This is a genomic window from Atopomonas hussainii (assembly GCF_900109735.1).
Classification (GTDB): Bacteria; Pseudomonadota; Gammaproteobacteria; order Pseudomonadales; family Pseudomonadaceae; genus Atopomonas; species Atopomonas hussainii.
Genome location: NZ_FOAS01000004.1, coordinates 31,175 through 50,839 on the forward strand (window position 1 = coordinate 31,175; position 19,665 = coordinate 50,839).

Here is a 19,665-nt window from a genome sequence, read left to right on the forward strand (position 1 = left end):
AATCTGCTGGGCTTTTTTGTGCCTGACGGTAATTACGCCAGCTTTTTATAACGCACGCGGTGTGGCTGCGCGGCAGCTTCGCCGAGGCGTTTTTTGCGGTCGGCTTCGAACTCGGTGTAGTTGCCTTCGAAGAAGAACACTTTGCCGTCATCCTCGTAAGAGAGGATGTGCGTAGCGATACGGTCGAGGAACCAACGGTCGTGGGAGATCACCATCGCCGCACCGGGGAAGTCCAGCAGGGCTTCTTCCAGCGCGCGCAGGGTTTCTACGTCGAGGTCGTTAGACGGTTCGTCGAGCAGCAGCACGTTGCCGCCCTGTTTTAAGGTCAGCGCCAAGTGCAGTCGACCGCGCTCACCGCCGGAGAGGTCTTTGACGAACTTCTGCTGGTCGGCGCCTTTGAAGTTAAAGCGGCCCACGTAGCCACGCGAAGGCACTTCGTAGTTACCGACCTTGATCATGTCGTAACCGTCAGACACTTGCTCCCACACGGTTTTGCTGCCGTCGAGGTTTTCGCGGCTCTGATCGACGCTGGCCACTTGCACGGTTTCGCCCAGCTCGATGCTGCCCGAATCCGGCTTTTCGCTGCCGGTGATCATGCGGAACAGGGTCGATTTACCCGCGCCGTTACCGCCGATCACGCCAACGATGGCGCCCTGCGGAATGCTGAACGACAGGTCGTCGATCAGCTGGCGGTCGCCAAAGCCTTTGCAGACGTTATTGAACTCGATGACCTTGTCACCCAAGCGCGGGCCGACGGGAATGTAAATCTCGTTGGTTTCGCTGCGCTTCTGGAATTCTTGGCTCTGCATCTCTTCAAAGCGCGCCAAACGGGCTTTGGATTTGCTCTGCCGCGCCTTGGCACCTTGGCGTACCCATTCCAGTTCGGCCTTCATGGCTTTGGCGTGAGCGGCTTCGGCTTTGGCTTCTTGCGCTAAGCGGTTGGCTTTGGATTCGAGCCACTGCGAGTAGTTGCCTTCGAACGGAATGCCGTGACCACGGTCGAGTTCGAGAATCCAGCCGGCGACGTTATCCAAGAAGTAACGGTCGTGGGTAATCGCCACTACGGTGCCGGGGAAGTCGTGCAGGAAGCGCTCCAGCCACGCCACCGAGTCGGCATCCAAGTGGTTGGTCGGTTCGTCGAGCAGCAGCATGTCGGGGGCCGACAGCAGCAGGCGGCACAGCGCGACGCGGCGCTTTTCACCACCGGAGAGGTGCTCGATTTTGGCGTCCCAGGCCGGTAAGCGCAGCGCATCGGCAGCGACTTCCAGCTGACGCTCCAGATTGTGGCCATCGGCGGCTTGCAGAATGGCTTCCAGCTTGGCTTGCTCGGCGGCTAAGGCGTCGAAGTCAGCATCCGGCTCAGCATAAGCGGCGTACACCTCGTCGAGGCGCGCTTGGGCTTGCTTAATTTCGCCCACGGCTTCTTCAACGATCTCGCGGACGGTTTTGCTGGCGTCGAGCTGCGGCTCTTGCGGCAAGTAACCGACTTTAATGCCGGGCATCGGCCGGGCTTCGCCGTCGATCTCGGTATCCACGCCCGCCATGATGCGCAGCAGGGTCGACTTACCGGCGCCGTTCAAACCCAGCACGCCGATCTTGGCGCCGGGGAAAAACGACAAAGAAATATTTTTCAGAATCTCACGCTTCGGGGGCACCACTTTGCTGACCCGATGCATGCTGTAGACGTATTGCGCCATGAGCTTGCTAACCTAATTAAAAAGCCGACAAAGCAAACGAGGTAAAAACACCAGGGCAACGGCTGAGCACGGCAGAACAGGCAAGCGGCGTGCTTACTGCGTCGCCATTTATAGACCTGAGGTACAGCCGCACCGCGTGCCACTGTGGTTTTCACCCAGCCTGCAAGCGAGGTATTTCGCGGTAGGCGCAAAACTACCACAACACAGCTCTAAGAACGATGTCGCGCGGCGGCAAGCCCGATCAAGATTTACCTTCACGGAACGATCAAATGCGGCTAAATGCGCGGTTATGTGCCAGCATTAAGCCACTGGCTGATTGTTTTTAGGTCACGGCAAGCGCACCCCTTGAGTGACGCTATCGGCTTATGTCAACAGGTAACGATTTTGTCTAACGACCCTACTCTTTCATCGTTAGGTTCAGCGCGCGAAGCTAGCCTCCGCCGGCCTTCGCGCCTGTACTTGGTGACCTTGCTATTGGCCGCCGTGGCGCTGTTGATTGGCCATGTGATCACCCAGTACCGCGACATCAGCGAAAACTTCCGCCAGCACAGCAGCGAGCAGGCCGAAGCGATTGCCCAGTCACTTAGCCAACGCCTTAAGCTACGCGCCGAAGTCGCCCAACAAGTCTTGCTCGACACGCCGCGCCTTGAAGCCGCGCAGCGCCTGCGCAGTTTATTACCGGCCTTCCGCGAACTGGCCGACCCTCTGGCCCTGGCCTTACGCAACAGCCTACCGCCGCTTGAGCCCGGGCAGCGTTATTACTTTCGCCAAGCGCAAGATGGCCAACACCTGTGGCTGCAACTGCAAGATGTCGGCAGCCGCCGCCAGTGGCTGATCCTGCTCGATGCCAGCAGCCTACTGGAGCAGCTACCGCGCCCTAACCAAGAAGATAACTGGCTGCTCGCCGATGCCGAAGGTGACGATGCTCTGCTGCGCCCAGGGCTGCCCGTTCAGCTACCCGCGCAGCCCTTGAATGCCCAAGAAACTGGCCAGCGCCTCAGTGCTCATGCCGTGGCTGGTAGTGATTGGCTGGTGATCAGCCTGCTGGATGAGCAACAGCTGAGCCAGCGCCTGCTGCGTAACTTGCTGGCACAAACCCTGTTGATTGGCGCTCTGACTGGGCTGTGCCTGTGGCTGCTGTGGAGCTTATTTCGCGAGCAACACTCGCTACAGCATTTAAACCGCGAAGCCAGACGCAGCTTGCGCCAAGCCGGCGAGTTACTCGACGCCTTGGATGAGCGCGTTTTGGCCACCGACCTCGAAGGCCGCGTGCTGTACCTCAACCTGCCAGCGCAGCGCCTGCTGCGCCAGCAGACAGCTAATCGCGACCTGCATCTCTCGCAATGCTTACCTGAGCTGCTACCGCTGCTTAAGCAAAAGAGCTTCGCCTTTGATATGGGCGCCGAGCATGTGCGGCTGATCGAGCAAGGCGAAAGCCGCTTGTTTAACGTAGTACGCAACCCGCTACAGGCCAATTTAGACGAGGGCTACGTGTGGTTACTGCGCGATGTGACCGACGAGCAGCAGGCCATGCGCGGCCTGCAGGAAACCCGTCGCCGCTACCAAGAAATTTTCGAAGGGGTCGGCACCTCGCTGATCGTGCTGGACTTAAGCAAAGTCCGCAGCTTTCTGATCGAACAGCGCGTACACGACACACAAAGCCTCGAGCGCTGGCTCAAGCACAACCCCACGTTGCACGACAAACTGCTGCGCCTGATTCGCATCACCGAAATCAACCAAGTCACCAGCCGTTTGCTCGGCGCACGCTCACCGCAAGAGGCCTGGCGCCTGTTGTTTGACCACGGCCCGCTGCGCCCTAGCAGCGTACGCACGCAAATCATCGCCGCCAGTATTGGCCTGCAACAGCACTTAGATACCGAAGTCACCCTGCACACCCATCAAGGCCACAAACGGCACTTATGGCTGACCATGCGCCTGCCCGACATGGTGCAAGACCTCTCTGCGGTGACCGCCAGCTTTAACGACATCACCGCGCGCAAACGTATCGAAACCTCGCTGATCGAGCGGGAAAAGTTCTGGTCGGATGTGGTTAAAGCTGTGCCTGACACCCTCTATATCCATGACTTTAATGAGCACCGCGCCATCTTTACCAACCGTGGACTGGGTTTTGATTTGGGCTACAGCCATGCCGAATTGAAAGCCATGGGCGCGCAATACTGGGAGAAAATCCTCCACCCCGATGACTATGAGTTTTACGAGAAAATCCGCCGCAGTCAGCGGGTGATTGGCGACCATCAAACCATCACCGGCTTACTGCGCTGGCGCCATCACAATGGCGATTACCTGTGGTTTCAGATTCGCGAACGCGCCTTTTCACGCAAGCCCGACGGCACGGTGCATCGTTTAATCGGCACGGCGAAAAACGTCACCGACCTGATCGAAGCCACCGAACGCATGCGCACCGACGAAGCCCGCTACCGCGCGCTTACCGAAAGCCTGCAAGAAGTCATTTGGACCACCGACAGCGAGTTCCGCCTCGATTACGTCAGCCCTATGTCCGAGCAATTGCTGGGCATTGCGCCACAGCATTTTCTCAATCGCGGTTACATGCAGTTTATTGCCGACCGCCGCCAGCTAACGCCGGCCAATGTGGCTCTGCAAACCCTGCGCAACGACCTGCTCAACGTTAACCGCCAACAGCAGCTGCGCGACAACCAAGCGTCTTACCAGATCAGCTTGGATTTCCTCCACGCCGCCGGGCACAAGGTACCGCTGGACATCACCGTATCGTTGCAGTGGGATGCCAACGGCCGCTTCAAAGGCTTGCTCGGGCTGGCGCGGGACGTCACCGAACAGCGCCGTGCCGAGCGCGAGCTGCGCATGGCCGCCACGGTGTTTGATCACTCCACGGCGGCGGTTTTGGTCACCGACCCCGCCGGCTACGTGGTCAAGGTCAATCACACCTTCACGCAGATGCTCGGTTACAGCAATGACGAGATCGTCGGCAAACGCCCCAACTGGCTCACCGCCGATCGCCAAGAAGAAGCCAGTCTGCCAGATATCCAAAAATATGTTTTGCAGGCCGGCAGCTGGGAGGGCGAGATCTGGCTCAAGCGGCAAAACGGCGAAGTGTTCCCCGCGTGGATCGGCCTTAACAGCGTGGATGACAGCGAAGGCGACTTAGTCAGCTTCGTGTGTTTCTGCGTGGATATCAGCGAGCGCAAAGCCAGCGAACAACGCATCCACCGCTTGGCCTATTACGACGCGCTCACCAGCCTGCCCAACCGCAGCTTGTTTCAAGACCGCCTGCACGCCGCACTGCAACACGCCGGCCGGCACAATGAGTGGGTGGCCTTGATGTTCTTAGACCTCGACCGCTTCAAGCCGATTAACGACTCGCTCGGCCACGCCGCCGGCGACCGCATGCTGAAAGAAGTGGCCGAGCGGCTGAGCCATTGCAGCGACTTGGAATACACCCTAGCGCGCATGGGCGGCGACGAATTCACCCTGTTAGTCAGCGGCCTGCCGCAGCGCGAAGAAGCCTTGAACCAAGCCATGCATTTAGCGGAAAGCATTCTCGCCCAGTTGGCCAAGCCCTTCCGTCTTGAGCGCCGCGACTTTTTTGTCACCGGCAGTATTGGTATCGCCCTCTTCCCGCAGGACGGCGTAGAAGCCAACCAGCTGATGAAAAACGCCGACACCGCCATGTATCACGCCAAAGAAGTCGGGCGGAACAACTTCCAGTTCTATCAAGCGGAAATGAACGCCCGCGCGCTTGAGCGCCTAGAGCTAGAAAGCGACTTGCGCCGCGCCGTGGAACAGCAAGAGTTCGAACTGTTCTACCAAGCGCAATTTGCCCGCGACGGCCAGCAGCTGATCGGTGCCGAAGCACTCTTGCGTTGGCGCCATCCGCAGCGCGGCCTGATCTCGCCAGCGCTGTTTATCCCGGTGCTGGAAGAACTCGGTTTGATTGTGCCGGTGGGTGACTGGGCGCTGCGCGAAGCCTGCCAGCAGCTGATGCGCTGGGATGCCAATGGCTTGGTGATGTCCAAGGTGTCGGTCAATCTCTCGGCACGGCAATTTGATGATGCCAGCTTGGGCAGCCGCGTGGCCTCGGTACTGGCAGAAACCCGGCTCAACGCTAAGCGCTTAGAACTAGAACTGACCGAATCGATTTTGATGCACAACATCGAAGCCGTGCTGCCACTGATTGAAAGCTTTAAGCGCCTTGGCCTGACGCTGGCGATTGATGACTTCGGCACTGGCTATTCATCGCTCAGCTACCTAAAGCAGCTGCCGATTGATTTGCTCAAGATTGACCGCAGTTTTGTCGATGGCCTACCCGACGGTGAGCAAGACGGGCAGATTGCTCGCGCCATTATCGCCATGGCGCACAGCCTCAATATGCAGGTGATTGCCGAAGGGGTCGAAACCGCCGAGCAGCTGGCCTTCTTGCAAGAGCACGGCTGCGACGAGTTTCAGGGCTATCTGCTGGCCAAGCCGCTACCGGCGGGTGAGTTTTTGCAGCGCTTTCGCGCCCTAGCTGCAACGGGTGCCGAATAGCACGGCGCCCGTTGCAGGCCCAATTCAACCTAATCTCAGCCGAGCCAAGCCAAGATTCGCTCAGCCAGCTCAACACCGACATCCTCTTGCAAGAAATGCCCGCCGCCGACCATTACATGGTGCGGCTGCTCGGCGGTGCCCGGCACCAGTTTTTGGAACAGCTGGTCGCCACCCTTAGTGATCGGGTCTTGGTCGCTAAACAGGGTTAGCCACGGCTTGTTAAAGCCGCTGAGCACTTCCCATGCAGCACGGTTAGCCGGTGCTTCAGGATTGTCCGGCGTCACCGGCACCAACGCGGGAAAAATCCGCGCACCCGCTTTAAAGCGCTCTTCAGGGTACGGCGCATCGTAGGCGGCCACTTCGGCATCGCTCAGCTTACGCACGGTGGCGCGCTGAATAATCTGCCCCACAGGGAACACCGGCACGGTTTGCGAGAACTGCTTCCACGCGTCAAACGCCGGGCCTGCTGGGCGGTCGCCGGTGGGCAAGAAGGTATTGGCGGTAACCACGCGGGCAAAACGCTCGGGGTACGCTGCTACTAAGCGCAGGCCGATCAAGCCGCCCCAGTCTTGGCAGAACAAGGTCACGTCGCTGAGCTCGGTGGCCGCAAACCAGCGGCTCATCCATTCCACATGCCGCGCGTAGGTGTAATCGCTAGTAGCTGCGGGTTTATCGGAGCGACCAAAACCGACTAAATCCGGCGCCACCACACGGCAGCCGCCATCCACCAATTTGGCGATCATAAAGCGGTACAAGAATGACCACGACGGCTCGCCGTGCATCAGCAACACACACGGGCCATTGGCCGGGCCGGCCTCGATGCTGGCGATGCGCAACGTGTGGCCTTGGCTATCGGTGATCTCACGGTAAGTCGGCTGCCAGGGGAAATCCGGCAGGTCAGCAAAACAGCTTTCGGGGGTGCGCAAAATATCCATGCCTAGCCTCGCTATTGTTGTTGGTCAAAAGGCGAACAGGCAGTATAGGCAGCCCGAAAGTGCGGGCCGCCATGATTGATCTGCGTGATAGCGTGGCCACCCTGCGATCTATCCCTTCTTTCTGCCCCATCTTTAGCGAGGCTTCGCATGTCCACTCGTGTTCTGCGCCCCTTTCTCTCTGCCGTCGTTTTAGGCGCCAGCGTGCTGCTGGCCGGTTGCCAAAGCTGGCTGGCCGATGGCTCCAGCGTGCACCCCACCAAGGGCAACGTGAAGCTCAAAGGGCTGGCCGATAACGTCTGGGTGCGCCGCAATGCGCTGGGCATGCCGCTGATTGAGTCGCGCAACTTTCACGATGCGCTGTTTAGCTTGGGCTACCTGCACGCCGCCGACCGCCTAAGCCAAATGATCGGCATGCGCTTAGTCGCCGAAGGCCGCTTGGCGGAAATGGTTGGCCCGGCAGCACTAGAGCTGGACCACTTTATGCGCGCCCTGCAACTGCGCGAGCAAGGCAATGCACTGTACAAAAACGCTTCACCGCGGATTAAAACCTTCTTCGAAGTCTACGCCCGCGGCGTTAACGCTTATATCTACCGCTACCAAGACCGTATGCCGGCGGACTTAAAACTCTCCGGCCACAAACCGGCGTACTGGAAGCCCGAGGACTCCGCCCTACTGTTTGCCTTGGTCAACCAAGCGCTGGCGGCCAACCTGCAAGAAGAAATCGCCACGCTGGTGCTGGCGCAAAAAGTCGGTGCCGACAACCTTGCGTGGCTCACGCCCATCTACCCCGATGAAGACTTACCGTTTGCCGAAGCCGACAAGCTTAAAGGCCTCAATTTAAGCGCCAGCAAAGCCGATTTAACCGCACTGAATGCCAACCTGCGCCCGCTGCAACAGCTGGCCAGTTTAGGCATTGCGGCCTCAAATAACTGGGCGGTGGCGCCGAGTCACAGCCGTGGCGGCAAAGCCATGCTGGCCAACGACACGCACTTGCCGATCAGCATGCCGTCGCTGTGGAATTACGTGCACATTCGCGCCCCGCAATACCAAGCCGCCGGGGTGAGCTTGGCCGGGATTCCGGCGATTGTCGCCGGCTTTAACGGCAAGCTCGCATGGGGCATGACCATGGTCATGGGCGATAACCAAGACCTGTTCCTAGAGCAACTAGAAAACCGCGCCGGCCGTCTGCACTACAAACGCGGCGAGCGCTGGCTGCCGGCCCGCGAACGGCGCGAAACCTTCTTTATCAAAGGCGAGCGCCCGCAGCGCGTGACCTTCTACCACACCGAGCACGGCCCGCTACTCAATCCCGCGCTGGGTCAGCACAAGCACATGCTGCAACCGCAGGGCCTAAAACTCGGTTACGGCATCGCGCTGAAAAGCGCCGCTGCCGACCAAGAAGCACTGCGCGATGACCGCACACTGGATGCCTTCTTTGAGCTCAGCCGCGCGCAGTCGGTCGATCAGGCCGCCGAGCACGTGCGCGATATTCGCGGCATGGCGCTCAACCTCTTGTATGCCGACGAGAACAACATCGCTTGGCAAGTCACTGGGCGTTATCCGTACCGCAAAGCCGGGCGCGGCTTAATCCCGTCGCCAGCCTGGAACGGCGATTACGACTGGGAAGGCTACGCCGACACCCTATTGCACCCCTATGAGCAAAACCCCGCACAAGGCTGGCTAGGCACCGCCAACCACCGCACCGTGCAGCCCGGTTATGGCGTGCAGCTGTCGGCTAGTTGGTATTACCCCGAACGCGCCGAGCGCATCGGCGAACTGCTGGATAACCGCCGCAGCCACGACTTGGCTAGCTTTAAGGCCATGCACTATGACCAGAAAAGCCTGTTCGTCGCCAAGGTGCAGCAACAGTGGCAAGACAGCCACTTTGCCCCGCGCCTAAAGAAAGCTATCGACACCCTGCCCGCCGAGCAGCGCAGTGCCGCTCAACAAGCGCGGCGCAAGCTGCAAGGGTTTGACGGCCAACTGCGCGCGGAGTCCTCACAAGCAGCATTGTGGGGCGCCTTCTTACAGCAAGCCGCCGAACAGATCTTTCTCGATGAGCTAGGCCCAAAAAACAGCGCCAGCTGGCAAGCCTTTGTGCTGAGCAACGATGTGTCGTACTCCGCCGTGGCCGATCACCTGCTAGGCCGTGAAGACTCGCCGTTCTGGAATAACACCAACACCGCCAGCCAAGAAGACAAGCCGGCGATTCTGGCGCAGAGCCTCGCCAGCGCATGGCAGTTTATGCAACTGCAGCAAGGCGCTAACTCCGCCCTGTGGCAGTGGGGCAAACTGCACACTTATCACTTCCAAACCGACGGCAGCCAACTCGCGCCGCATATGTCGGCGCTGGAGCAAGCGGGCATGAAGTCACTGCAAGGCCTGTTTGATCGCGGCCCCTACCCGGCAGGCGGCGACCACACCACGCTGAATGTATCCGCTTGGCATTGGGGCGATAGCTTCGATACCTGGTTGATTCCGGCGATGCGTTTGATCGTCGACTTCAACCAAGCCGAACCCATGCAGGCGCTCAACAGCACGGGGCAATCCGGCGACCCAGCCAGCCCGCACTACGATGACGGCATTCATGCGTGGCAAAAAGGCCAGTACCAGAGCTTCCCGTTCCAGAGCAAAAACCTCGATGCGGTGTATGGCCAAGAGCGTTTGCTGCTGATGCCAGAGAAGTAACTCGACATCTGCATCAAAACGACCGTTCGTCGGGCTTAAAAACTTTTTTCTAAGCCCGGCGAACTTTTTCTCGATAGCTCAGTCAGATTCTATGACTACTCCATTTGATCTGGGCGCCCTTCGCAAAGGCGCCTTTTCTTTTGCCTGCAGTTTCTTAATGCCGCAAGGCAACTACGCTTAAGGAAAGTCATCTCAGGCAGCGTCTTCAGCACTGCCTGATCTGCGAGAGTCGCCTATGTCGCATGAGTCGGGCAACGCCCGTGCGTTCAGCCGCCGCTTCAGCCAATGGCTGACCCATTCCCCTCGTCTCGCCACGCTGTGCCTTGCTTGGCTGCCGTTTGCGCTGATTTATTTGTTGGCTCAGCAAGGCATGCGCTACTACCAAGACAGCGAAGCGCAGCGCCTGCTGGATATCGAGTGGGCAGCCATCCAGAAAGACGCCGAGGGCGCCGCGCTCAACCTTGCCCGCAGCTACCACCTGCTCAACGACCTGCCCGAAGCATTAGCCAGCAGCCAAGATGTGCGCGACCTACTGACCGGCAAGCAAGACACCCAGCAAACCAGTCAGTGGCTCGAACAGCTCACTCAACGCAGCGAACCGGACCTGATCTGGGTATTGGATAAACAAGGCATTGCCGTGGCCAGCAGCAACTACGAGCAAGAGGAAAGCTTGATAGGCACCGACTACAGCGACCGCGAATACTTCACCGCCGCCATGCAAGCTCAGCAAGGCCGGCAGTTTGTCGTGGGGCGGCAAACCAACACCCCCGGCCTGTACTTTTCATCACAAGTACACAGTGGCGATACCGCGCTGGGCGTAGTGGCTACGCGCCTTACCAGCACGCAACTGCAACAACTATTACGCGGTGTACAAGGCTTTATCAGCGATGAACTGGGCGTAGTGATTATCGCCAACGACCCCAGCCTAACTTACCTGCGCCTGCCGGATGCACTGGCCAATCAGCTATCCAGCGCGCAGTTATTGGCCCGTTATAAGCGCGACACTTTCATGCCACTGCCCTTTAACCGCCTCGCGTTCATGGGCCACACCTTATGGCAACGCAGCGACCGCCCCGGCGAGTGTTACCTCTGGGTCAGCCATACCGACCCCTACACCAATATGACGGTGCACGTGACATCCGACCTTCCCACCCTTAAACGCCTCGATGAAGGCATTGCGCGGCTTAACTTATGGCTATTGCTGCTGTCCTTTTTGCTCGCGTGGGCACTCACCGCCGCCCTCATTTATCGGCTAAAAACCTTACAACAAGCCGACAACCTCACCCTTTCCAACCAAGCACTAGAGCGGCTTAACCAAGAGCTACTGGAGCAAGCCAGCCGCGACTATTTAACCGGCATCCCCAACCGCCGGCGCTTTAGCCTGACCTTGCCGCATGAGATAGAACGCGCGCGCCGCTACCAGCGCCCGCTGTGTTTGGCGGTGCTTGACCTCGATCACTTTAAGCAACTCAACGACCGCTACGGCCACGCGGCGGGCGATGCCGCGTTGTGCCACACCACCAACTTACTCAACAGTGGCCTACGGCAAAGCGACTTGCTGGCTCGCTTAGGCGGCGAAGAATTTGGTTTGGTACTGCCAGAAACGGCATTGTCGGGCGCGGCCCTGTTTGTCGACCGCTTACGCTCACAACTCGAAAGCCAACCGCTGCTGTTTGACGGGCAAACCATCCACATCACATTAAGTGCCGGTATCGCCCAGCTAGAGCACAGCGACAACAATGCCGACAGCCTATTCAGCCGCGCCGACCAAGCGCTGTATCGCGCCAAGCAACAAGGCCGCAACCAAGTGGCCACGGCCAGCACGCTAAGTTAAACCGCGCAGCCACCTAGCAAAAACAACAACGCCGTGGCACTGGCCACGGCGTTGACTAAACGCGCATCAAGCAATCTTAGGCTTTGGGCAGCGTTACGCCGGTCTGGCCTTGATACTTGCCGCCACGGTCGCGGTACGACACTTCGCACACTTCGTCCGATTCAAAGAACAGCATCTGCGCCACGCCTTCGTTGGCGTAAATCTTCGCTGGCAGGTTGGTGGTGTTGGAGAACTCCAACGTCACGTGGCCTTCCCACTCAGGCTCCAGCGGCGTGACGTTAACGATAATGCCGCAACGCGCGTAGGTGCTCTTGCCCAAGCAGATGGTCAGCACGTTACGCGGAATGCGGAAGTACTCCACGGTGCGGGCCAAGGCAAACGAGTTGGGCGGAATGATGCACACATCGCTTTGAATATCGACAAAGCTCTTCTCGTCGAAGTTCTTCGGGTCGACCACCGCCGAGTGGATGTTGGTGAACACCTTAAACTCGTTGGCGCAGCGCACGTCGTAGCCATAGCTGGACACACCGTAAGAAATCACCCGCTGGTCGCCAGCGTCGCGTACCTGACGCTCAACAAAGGGCTCAATCATGCCGTGTTGCTGCGACATGCGGCGAATCCACTGGTCCGACTTAATGCTCATGGCTGTGTCCACACTCGATAAAAAACGGTCTGCATCTTAGCCCCTAGGCCGCGCGCGGCCAAGCCGCGCAACAGGCCACGGGTATTTGTGTTGCTTAATCGTCGCTCACTTCAATCGTCGGCATCGCCGGCGCTTGCGCATTCAGCGCCGCCAAGCGCGCCGTGGCATGCCGCGCCAAGTCTTGGTAGATCATGCTGATCTGGCATTCCGGCTCAGCCAACACAGTCGGCTTGCCGCCATCGGCTTGCTCACGAATCAGAATCGACAGCGGCAACGAGGCCAACAGCTCCACTCCATATTGCTGCGCTAAGCGCTCGCCGCCGCCTTCGCCAAACAGATGCTCGCTATGCCCGCAGTTAGAGCAAATATGCACCGCCATGTTTTCCACCACGCCCAGCACAGGGATATGCACCTTGCTGAACATCTCGATGCCTTTCTTAGCATCCAGCAGGGCGAGGTCTTGCGGCGTAGTGACGATCACCGAACCGGCCACCGGCACCTTTTGCGCTAAGGTCAGCTGAATGTCGCCGGTGCCCGGCGGCATATCCACCACCAAGTAATCCAGCTCACTCCACGCGGTTTGCGTGATCAGCTGCAGCAAAGCGCCGGACACCATAGGCCCGCGCCAGACCATCGGCGTTTTGTCATCCACCAGAAACGCCATCGACATCAGCTCGATACCGTGCGCAGTCAGTGGCACAAAGTATTTCTCATCTTTGACGGCCGGCTTAGTGCCCTCGGCAATGCCAAACAAAATGCCTTGGCTGGGGCCGTAAATGTCTGCATCCAACAGGCCGACTTTGGCGCCATCGCGCGCCAGCGCAAGGGCCAGATTGGCGGCGGTGGTGCTTTTACCCACCCCGCCCTTGCCGGAAGCCACGGCGATGATGTTCTTAATGCCCTGCATGCCCAGCACTTGCACTTGTGTGCGCCCGGCGCTGACCTGCCAATCGATACGAATCTGCGCGGCCACTTCTAATTGCGCAGAGAGCATCATTTCGAGCATTTGCGCCACGCCGGTGGTCTGCAAACCCGCCGGGTACGGCAAGCTGAAATGCGCCTTCACGCCCTGCTCGTCCACCGTTAGCTCGCGCAAGCAACCGGCAGCAAACAGGTTGCTGTTCAGGTAGGGGTCTTGGTACTGGCTTAACACCGCCATCACCGCATCACGACTGACCGTCGACATGGCACACCTCAAAGCAAAGAAAACTGCTGCGCATGCTACCAGACCCTAGCAGCACGGCTGTGGTAAAGTTCCGCGCTTGATTTTCAGCTTCTGGCGATGTGTTCCCATGTCCGATACCTCCCGCAAGATTCTCGTTACCAGCGCCCTGCCCTACGCCAACGGCTCGATTCACTTGGGGCACATGCTGGAGTACATCCAGACCGATATCTGGGTACGTTTCCAGAAACTGCGTGGCCACACCGCCACCTACGTGTGCGCCGACGATGCGCACGGCTCGGCCATCATGCTGCGCGCCGAGCGCGAAGGGATTACCCCCGAGCAACTGATCGACGGCGTGCGTGCCGAACACATGGCCGACTTCGCCGACTTCTTGGTGGATTTCGACAACTACCACTCCACCCACTGCGAAGAAAACCGCGAGCTGTCGAGCCTGATCTACACCCGCCTGCGCGACAAAGGCCACATCGCTACCCGCGCGGTAACCCAGTATTTCGACCCTGAAAAGGGCATGTTCCTCGCCGACCGCTTTATTAAAGGCACCTGCCCCAAGTGCGCGGCTGAGGACCAATACGGCGACAACTGCGAAAAGTGCGGCGCCACCTACGCGCCGACCGAGCTGAAGAACCCGCGCTCGGCCATTTCCGGCGCTACGCCGGTGCTCAAAGAGTCGCAGCACTTCTTCTTCAAGCTGCCCGACTTCGAGGCCATGCTCCAAGACTGGACGCGCTCGGGCACCCTGCAAGAGTCGGTGGCCAACAAGCTGGCCGAATGGCTGGATGCCGGCCTGCAGGAGTGGGACATCAGCCGCGATGCGCCGTATTTCGGTTTTGAGATTCCCGGCGAGCCAGGCAAGTACTTCTACGTGTGGCTGGATGCGCCGATTGGCTACATGGCCAGCTTCAAAAACCTCTGCGCCAAACGTAACGAGCTGGACTTCGACAGCTATTGGGCCGAGGGCTCCACCGCCGAGCTGTACCACTTCATCGGTAAAGACATCGTCAACTTCCATGCCCTGTTTTGGCCGGCGATGCTCGAAGGCGCGGGTTTCCGCAAACCCAGCGCGATCAACGTGCACGGCTACCTGACGGTTAACGGGCAGAAGATGTCCAAGTCGCGCGGCACCTTTATCAAGGCGCGTACTTATCTTGATCACCTCAACCCTGAGTACCTGCGTTACTACTACGCCAGCAAACTCAGCAAGAGCGTGGACGATCTGGACCTGAACCTCGAAGACTTCGTGCAGAAGGTCAACTCTGATCTGGTCGGCAAAGTGGTCAACATCGCCAGCCGCTGCGCTGGGTTTATCCACAAAGGCAATAACGGCGTGCTGGTCGCTGGCAGCACCGCGCAAGAGCCTGAGCTGTGGGCCGCCTTCCAAGACGCTGCGCCAAGCATTGCCGACGCCTATGAAGCGCGCGATTTCTCCCGCGCGATGCGCGAAATCATGGCCTTGGCCGACCGCGCCAACGCCTACATCGCCGACAAAGCGCCGTGGGCACTGAACAAGCAAGAAGGCAAGCAAGCCGAAGTGCAGGCCATCTGCGCACTGGGGGTAAACCTGTTCCGCCAGTTGGTGATTCTGCTCAAGCCCGTGCTGCCTAAACTGGCCGCCGATGCCGAAGCCTTCTTGAATGTCGCACCGCTGACGTGGGCCGACTTGGCCAGCTCATTAGACGAGCACACCTTAAACCCGTTCAGCGCCCTGCTCTCCCGTATCGAACCTGCGAAAATTGACGCCATGACCGAAGCCAGCAAAGAAGATCTCGCCGCCGAAGCCGCCGCCCCTGTCATCAGCAATGGCGAACTGGAGAAAGAACCGCTGGCCGCGGAAATCAACTTCGACGCCTTTGCCGCCGTCGACCTGCGCATCGCCTTAATCGAAAAAGCCGAACACGTTGAGGGCGCCGACAAACTGCTGCGCCTGACCCTCGACTTAGGCGGCGTTAAGCGCAACGTCTTCAGCGGCATCAAGAGCGCCTATAAGCCCGAAGACCTGCAAGGCCGCCTGACCTTGTACGTGGCGAACCTTGCGCCACGCAAAATGAAGTTCGGCATCAGCGAAGGCATGGTACTGGCCGCCGGCCCCGGCGGTAGCGAAATCCACCTGCTCAGCCCCGACAACGGCGCTAAGCCGGGTCAGCGGGTGATGTAACACGCCTTGCGCCATCGCTATTTGAGCCCGCCTTGCGCGGGCTCAAATGCACTTAGCCTGTGCACGGCTATGCTTGAAAACAGCGATAAGCCCTCGAGGAACACTGTTTTACTGGCTGCACAGCCCAATCACTGTGTTGTTCACCAATTAAACCAGTATCCCTCTAAGCTTATTCCTACCAGCTCTTAAAACTAAAAGCATATCGGCTTGAATGGCATAAACCCCATCCCCGATAATAAGCGGCTTTGTGCCGTGCGCCGCGCCGGTTCACACCGACTCAACTGTGGGTAGCCCGCTTGTGACTGAATTCGCCCTCATCTTGGTCAGCTCGATTCTGGTCAACAACTTTGTCTTGGTGCAGTTTCTTGGCTTATGCCCGTTTATGGGCGTGTCGAAAAAGCTCGAAACCGCCATTGGCATGTCGTTGGCCACCACCTTTGTGCTGACGCTTGCGGCCATCTGCAGTTATCTGGTGCAGGAGTACATCCTCAAGCCGCTGGATATCGAATTTCTGCGCACCATCGCATTTATCTTGGTGATTGCCGTGGTGGTGCAGTTCACCGAGATGGTGGTGCACAAAACCAGCCCTCTGCTGTACCGCGTGCTGGGTATTTTCTTGCCGCTGATCACCACCAACTGCGCAGTTCTCGGCGTGGCACTGTTAAACGCCAACAAGCTGGAGCAAACCTTCGCCAAGGCAGCCATTTATGGTTTTGGCGCGGCGATTGGCTTCTCGCTGGTGCTGGTGCTGTTCGCCGCCATGCGTGAGCGCATCGCCATTGCCGACGTGCCCAAGCCGTTTCAGGGCGCGGCGATTGGCATGATCACCGCAGGTTTAATGTCGCTGGCCTTTATGGGCTTCTCCGGCCTAGTCAAGCTGTAAGGAGGCGCCATGTCACTACTGATTTCCGCCGTACTCGCCCTGCTCGCCATCTGTTTAGTGTGCGGCGCTGTGCTCGGCTACGCCGCCATCCGCTTCCGCGTGGAAGGCAACCCGATTGTCGAGCAGATCAACGGCCTGCTACCGCAAACCCAGTGCGGTCAATGCGGCTACCCCGGCTGCAAGCCCTACGCCGAAGCCATTGCCGGCGGCGACAAGATCAACAAGTGCCCACCCGGCGGCCAAGCCACTGTGCAAGCGCTGGCCGATCTGCTGGATGTCGAGCCGGAACCGCTAGACGCCGAAGGTGGCGAGAAGCCGCCGATGGTCGCGGTGATTCGCGAGGCCGAATGCATCGGCTGCACTAAGTGCATTCAAGCCTGCCCGATTGATGCCATCGTCGGCGCCGCGCGGCAGATGCACACCGTGATCGCCAGCGAATGTACCGGCTGCGACCTGTGCGTCGAGCCCTGCCCGGTGGATTGCATCGACATGGTGCCGCTACCGACCACCAGCAAAAACTGGAAATGGCAGCTGCCCAACCAAGCCCCACAACTGATCGCCACCGACGCTGGACGAGGAGAAGCTGCATGACCGCCCAGCGTATTTGGCCGATTCCCGGCGGCATTCACCCCGCCGAGCACAAGCACGAAAGCACCGCCACACCGATTGCCCAAGCGCCGCTGCCCAAGCAGCTGATCCTGCCGCTGGCCCAGCACATTGGCGCGCCGGCGTTGCCGTGCGTCGCCATCGGTGAGCGGGTGCTGAAAGGCCAAGTGATCGCCAAGGCCGATGGCTTTGTCAGCGTGCCAGTGCATGCACCGACCTCCGGCACCGTGAGTTTTATTGGCCCTGCGCCGTACCCGCATGTATCGGGCCTATTGGAAGAGGCCATCGTCATCGACACCGATGGTCTGGATGAAGCACAGCCGTTTACCCCAGTCGCCGATTTCCGTGAGTGCGAGCCCGCTGAGCTGCTCGAAATCATCCGCCAGAGCGGTATCGCCGGCCTTGGCGGTGCAGGCTTTCCCAGCGCGGTAAAACTCAGCGCGCGGCGCCAAGACAAGCTGCACACACTGGTGATTAACGGCACCGAGTGCGAGCCGTACATCACCGCCGACGACATGCTGATACGCGAGCGCGCCGATGCCATCGTCAGCGGCATCGACATCCTCATGCATATACTCAAGCCGCAAGAAGTCTTACTCGGCATCGAGGACAACAAGCCGCAAGCCATCGCCGCGCTGCGCATGGCCACCAGCGGCACGCCGATCAAGGTCGTGGTGTTCCCGACTAAATACCCGTCCGGCGGCGAAAAACAGCTGATCCAAATTCTTACCGGCCGCGAAGTACCGACAGGTGGCTTACCGGCAGATATCGGCATCGTTTGCCAGAACGTCGGCACCTGCGAGGCGATTGCCCGCGCGGTGCTCGAAGGTCGCCCGCTGATCAGCCGCATCACCACCCTGACTGGCGCTGCACTGGCGCGTCGGCAGAACGTCGAGTGCCTGATCGGCACACCTGTGCGCGACTTGCTGGATTACGCCGGCTTTAACCCGCAGCAATTACAGCGCTTGGTGATGGGCGGCCCGATGATGGGCTTTACCCTGCCCAACCTCGACGTGCCGGTGGTGAAAACCACCAACTGCCTGTTGGCCGGCGATAGCCGCGAGCTACCCACCCCAGCGCCAGCGCAGCCGTGTATTCGCTGTGGCGAATGCATGCACGCCTGCCCGGCCAGCCTGCTGCCGCAGCAGCTGTTCTTCTTCGCCCAAGGCAAGGAGTACGAGCAGCTCAAGGCCCAGCACCTGTTCGACTGCATCGAGTGCGGCGCCTGCGCCTATGTGTGCCCGTCGAGCATCCCGTTGGTGCAGTACTACCGCGCCGCCAAGGGCGAAATTCGCGAGCTGGAACAAAAGCACCAGAAGGCCGAGCACTCCAAGGTACGCTTTGAAAATCGCCAAGAGCGCCTGCGTCTGGAAGAAGAGCGCAAAGAAGCCGAACGCAAAGCCCGCCTTGAACGCGCCGCTGCGCTAAAAGCCGAGCAGGCGCAAGCCGCCGACACCCCGCAGGCCGACATCGCCCGCGTGCAGGCACAAAGCGCCAGCGCCGGTTTAAGCGATGCGCAGAAGAAGGCCAAGATCGAAGTATCGATGGCCCGCGCCCAGCTGAAAAAAGCCGAGAAACAACTCGCCGCCAACGACACGCCTGAGCTGCAAAGCCAAGTCGCCGAGCTGCGCGATGCACTGAGCAAAGCCGAGCAGACGCTGAGCCAGCTGGAGCAACAAGTCGCCAGCGCCCCCGCAGCGCCTGCCCCGGCAGCCAGCGACAACACGGAAGCGCTGAAAAAGGCCAAGATCCAAACCGCCATGGCTCGTGCCCAGCTGAAGAAAGCTGAGAAAGCCGCCGGCGAAGCACCGAGCGCCGAGCAACAGACAGAGATCGAGCAACTCCAGCAAGCCCTCGCGCAGGCCGAACAAGCCCAAGCCGCGCTAGAACAAGCACCGAGCGCACCGGCCGCCGCACCAGCCGCCAACGACACCGTCGACGCGCTGAAAAAAGCCAAGATCCAAACCGCCATGGCCCGTGCGCAGCTGAAGAAAGCTGAGAAAGCCGCCGGTGAGGCACCGAGTGCCGAGCAACAGGAAGAGATCGAGCAGCTCCAGCAAGCACTGGCGCAAGCCGTACAAGCCCAAGCTGCACTTGAACAAGCACCCAGCGCACCGGCCGCAGCAGCACCTGCGAACAACAACGTCGACGCGCTGAAAAAAGCCAAAGTGCAACTGGCCATGGCCCGCGCCCAACTGAAAAAGGCCGAGAAAGCCGGCGCCGACGAAGCCGAGTTACAGAGCTTGCAACAAGCCCTGCAAGAGGCCGAAGCCGCGCTGCACAGCGCCGAAAACAGCAGCAACAAACCCGCCCCCGAGCATGTGCTGGTGAACAAAAGCGGTGTCGATGAACAAACCCGTCAGCGCAAAACCGAACTGGCCCTGGCCCGCGCTGCGCTGAAAAAAGCCCAGCGCGCCTTAGAGGCCGGCGATGCCGACGCGCAAGCGGCCGTCAGCGAGGCACAGGCACGCATCAGCGCTGCCGAAGCCGCACTGGCCGAACTGACCGAATAACGGA

Annotated in this window: 11 protein-coding genes; 7 read left to right on the forward strand and 4 right to left on the reverse strand. The window is 59.6% G+C overall.

Features of this window, described 5'->3' with window-relative positions:
• Positions 1-32 precede the first annotated feature (32 nt).
• Positions 33-1,697: an energy-dependent translational throttle protein EttA gene (gene ettA, locus BMX80_RS04540; protein ID WP_071871975.1), complete on the reverse strand. Its 1,665-nt coding sequence runs from the start codon at positions 1,695-1,697 to the stop codon at positions 33-35.
• Positions 1,698-2,081: 384 nt separating this feature from the next.
• Between ettA and BMX80_RS04545 the strand changes: the two genes are divergently transcribed.
• On the forward strand, positions 2,082-6,221 hold the full coding sequence (locus BMX80_RS04545) for an EAL domain-containing protein (RefSeq protein ID WP_235821604.1): 4,140 nt from the start codon (positions 2,082-2,084) through the stop codon (positions 6,219-6,221).
• A 35-nt stretch (positions 6,222-6,256) separates the two neighbouring features.
• Here BMX80_RS04545 and BMX80_RS04550 read toward each other — a convergent pair whose 3' ends face one another.
• On the reverse strand, positions 6,257-7,156 hold the full coding sequence (locus BMX80_RS04550) for a haloalkane dehalogenase (protein ID WP_074865669.1): 900 nt from the start codon (positions 7,154-7,156) through the stop codon (positions 6,257-6,259).
• Between the two features lie 147 nt (positions 7,157-7,303).
• Here BMX80_RS04550 and BMX80_RS04555 point away from each other — a divergent pair, with 147 nt between their 5' ends.
• Together BMX80_RS04555 and BMX80_RS04560 are read left to right on the forward strand one after the other, a co-directional pair.
• On the forward strand, positions 7,304-9,844 hold the full coding sequence (locus BMX80_RS04555) for a penicillin acylase family protein (RefSeq protein WP_074865671.1): 2,541 nt from the start codon (positions 7,304-7,306) through the stop codon (positions 9,842-9,844).
• 235 nt (positions 9,845-10,079) lie between these two features.
• Positions 10,080-11,678 (forward strand): sensor domain-containing diguanylate cyclase, encoded by a 1,599-nt coding sequence (locus BMX80_RS04560; protein ID WP_074865674.1) that lies wholly within the window; start codon positions 10,080-10,082, stop codon positions 11,676-11,678.
• A gap of 76 nt (positions 11,679-11,754) precedes the next feature.
• On the opposite strand, the gene dcd is transcribed toward BMX80_RS04560, so the two are convergent.
• Complete coding sequence (dcd, locus tag BMX80_RS04565) at positions 11,755-12,321, reverse strand: dCTP deaminase (RefSeq protein WP_071871970.1); 567 nt, start codon at positions 12,319-12,321, stop codon at positions 11,755-11,757.
• A 94-nt stretch (positions 12,322-12,415) separates the two neighbouring features.
• Positions 12,416-13,507: an iron-sulfur cluster carrier protein ApbC gene (gene apbC, locus BMX80_RS04570; RefSeq protein WP_074865677.1), complete on the reverse strand. Its 1,092-nt coding sequence runs from the start codon at positions 13,505-13,507 to the stop codon at positions 12,416-12,418.
• A 106-nt stretch (positions 13,508-13,613) separates the two neighbouring features.
• On the opposite strand from apbC, the gene metG reads away from it, so the two are divergent.
• The 4 genes from metG (at position 13,614) to rsxC (ending at position 19,661) form a co-directional block, all read left to right on the forward strand.
• The gene (metG, locus tag BMX80_RS04575) at positions 13,614-15,659 is read left to right on the forward strand and encodes a methionine--tRNA ligase (protein WP_074865680.1); all 2,046 of its coding nucleotides are present in this window, start codon (positions 13,614-13,616) and stop codon (positions 15,657-15,659) included.
• A gap of 298 nt (positions 15,660-15,957) precedes the next feature.
• Positions 15,958-16,542: an electron transport complex subunit RsxA gene (gene rsxA / locus BMX80_RS04580; protein ID WP_071872147.1), complete on the forward strand. Its 585-nt coding sequence runs from the start codon at positions 15,958-15,960 to the stop codon at positions 16,540-16,542.
• Positions 16,543-16,551: 9 nt separating this feature from the next.
• Positions 16,552-17,133 (forward strand): electron transport complex subunit RsxB, encoded by a 582-nt coding sequence (gene rsxB / locus BMX80_RS04585; protein ID WP_071871967.1) that lies wholly within the window; start codon positions 16,552-16,554, stop codon positions 17,131-17,133.
• The gene (gene rsxC, locus BMX80_RS04590) at positions 17,130-19,661 is read left to right on the forward strand and encodes an electron transport complex subunit RsxC (RefSeq protein ID WP_074865683.1); all 2,532 of its coding nucleotides are present in this window, start codon (positions 17,130-17,132) and stop codon (positions 19,659-19,661) included. Before rsxB ends, rsxC begins: the two co-directional genes overlap by 4 nt.
• Positions 19,662-19,665 lie beyond the last annotated feature (4 nt).

What these genes read in the sequence shown, in the direction of transcription:
- rsxB (WP_071871967.1), top strand. Translation starts at nt 16,552, where the DNA reads ATGTCACTACTGATTTCCGCCGTACTCGCCCTGCTCGCCATCTGTTTA.
- ettA (WP_071871975.1), bottom strand. Translation starts at nt 1,697, where the DNA reads ATGGCGCAATACGTCTACAGCATGCATCGGGTCAGCAAAGTGGTGCCC.
- metG (WP_074865680.1), top strand. Translation starts at nt 13,614, where the DNA reads ATGTCCGATACCTCCCGCAAGATTCTCGTTACCAGCGCCCTGCCCTAC.
- BMX80_RS04555 (WP_074865671.1), top strand. Translation starts at nt 7,304, where the DNA reads ATGTCCACTCGTGTTCTGCGCCCCTTTCTCTCTGCCGTCGTTTTAGGC.
- apbC (WP_074865677.1), bottom strand. Translation starts at nt 13,507, where the DNA reads ATGTCGACGGTCAGTCGTGATGCGGTGATGGCGGTGTTAAGCCAGTAC.
- BMX80_RS04550 (WP_074865669.1), bottom strand. Translation starts at nt 7,156, where the DNA reads ATGGATATTTTGCGCACCCCCGAAAGCTGTTTTGCTGACCTGCCGGAT.
- rsxC (WP_074865683.1), top strand. Translation starts at nt 17,130, where the DNA reads ATGACCGCCCAGCGTATTTGGCCGATTCCCGGCGGCATTCACCCCGCC.
- dcd (WP_071871970.1), bottom strand. Translation starts at nt 12,321, where the DNA reads ATGAGCATTAAGTCGGACCAGTGGATTCGCCGCATGTCGCAGCAACAC.
- BMX80_RS04560 (WP_074865674.1), top strand. Translation starts at nt 10,080, where the DNA reads ATGTCGCATGAGTCGGGCAACGCCCGTGCGTTCAGCCGCCGCTTCAGC.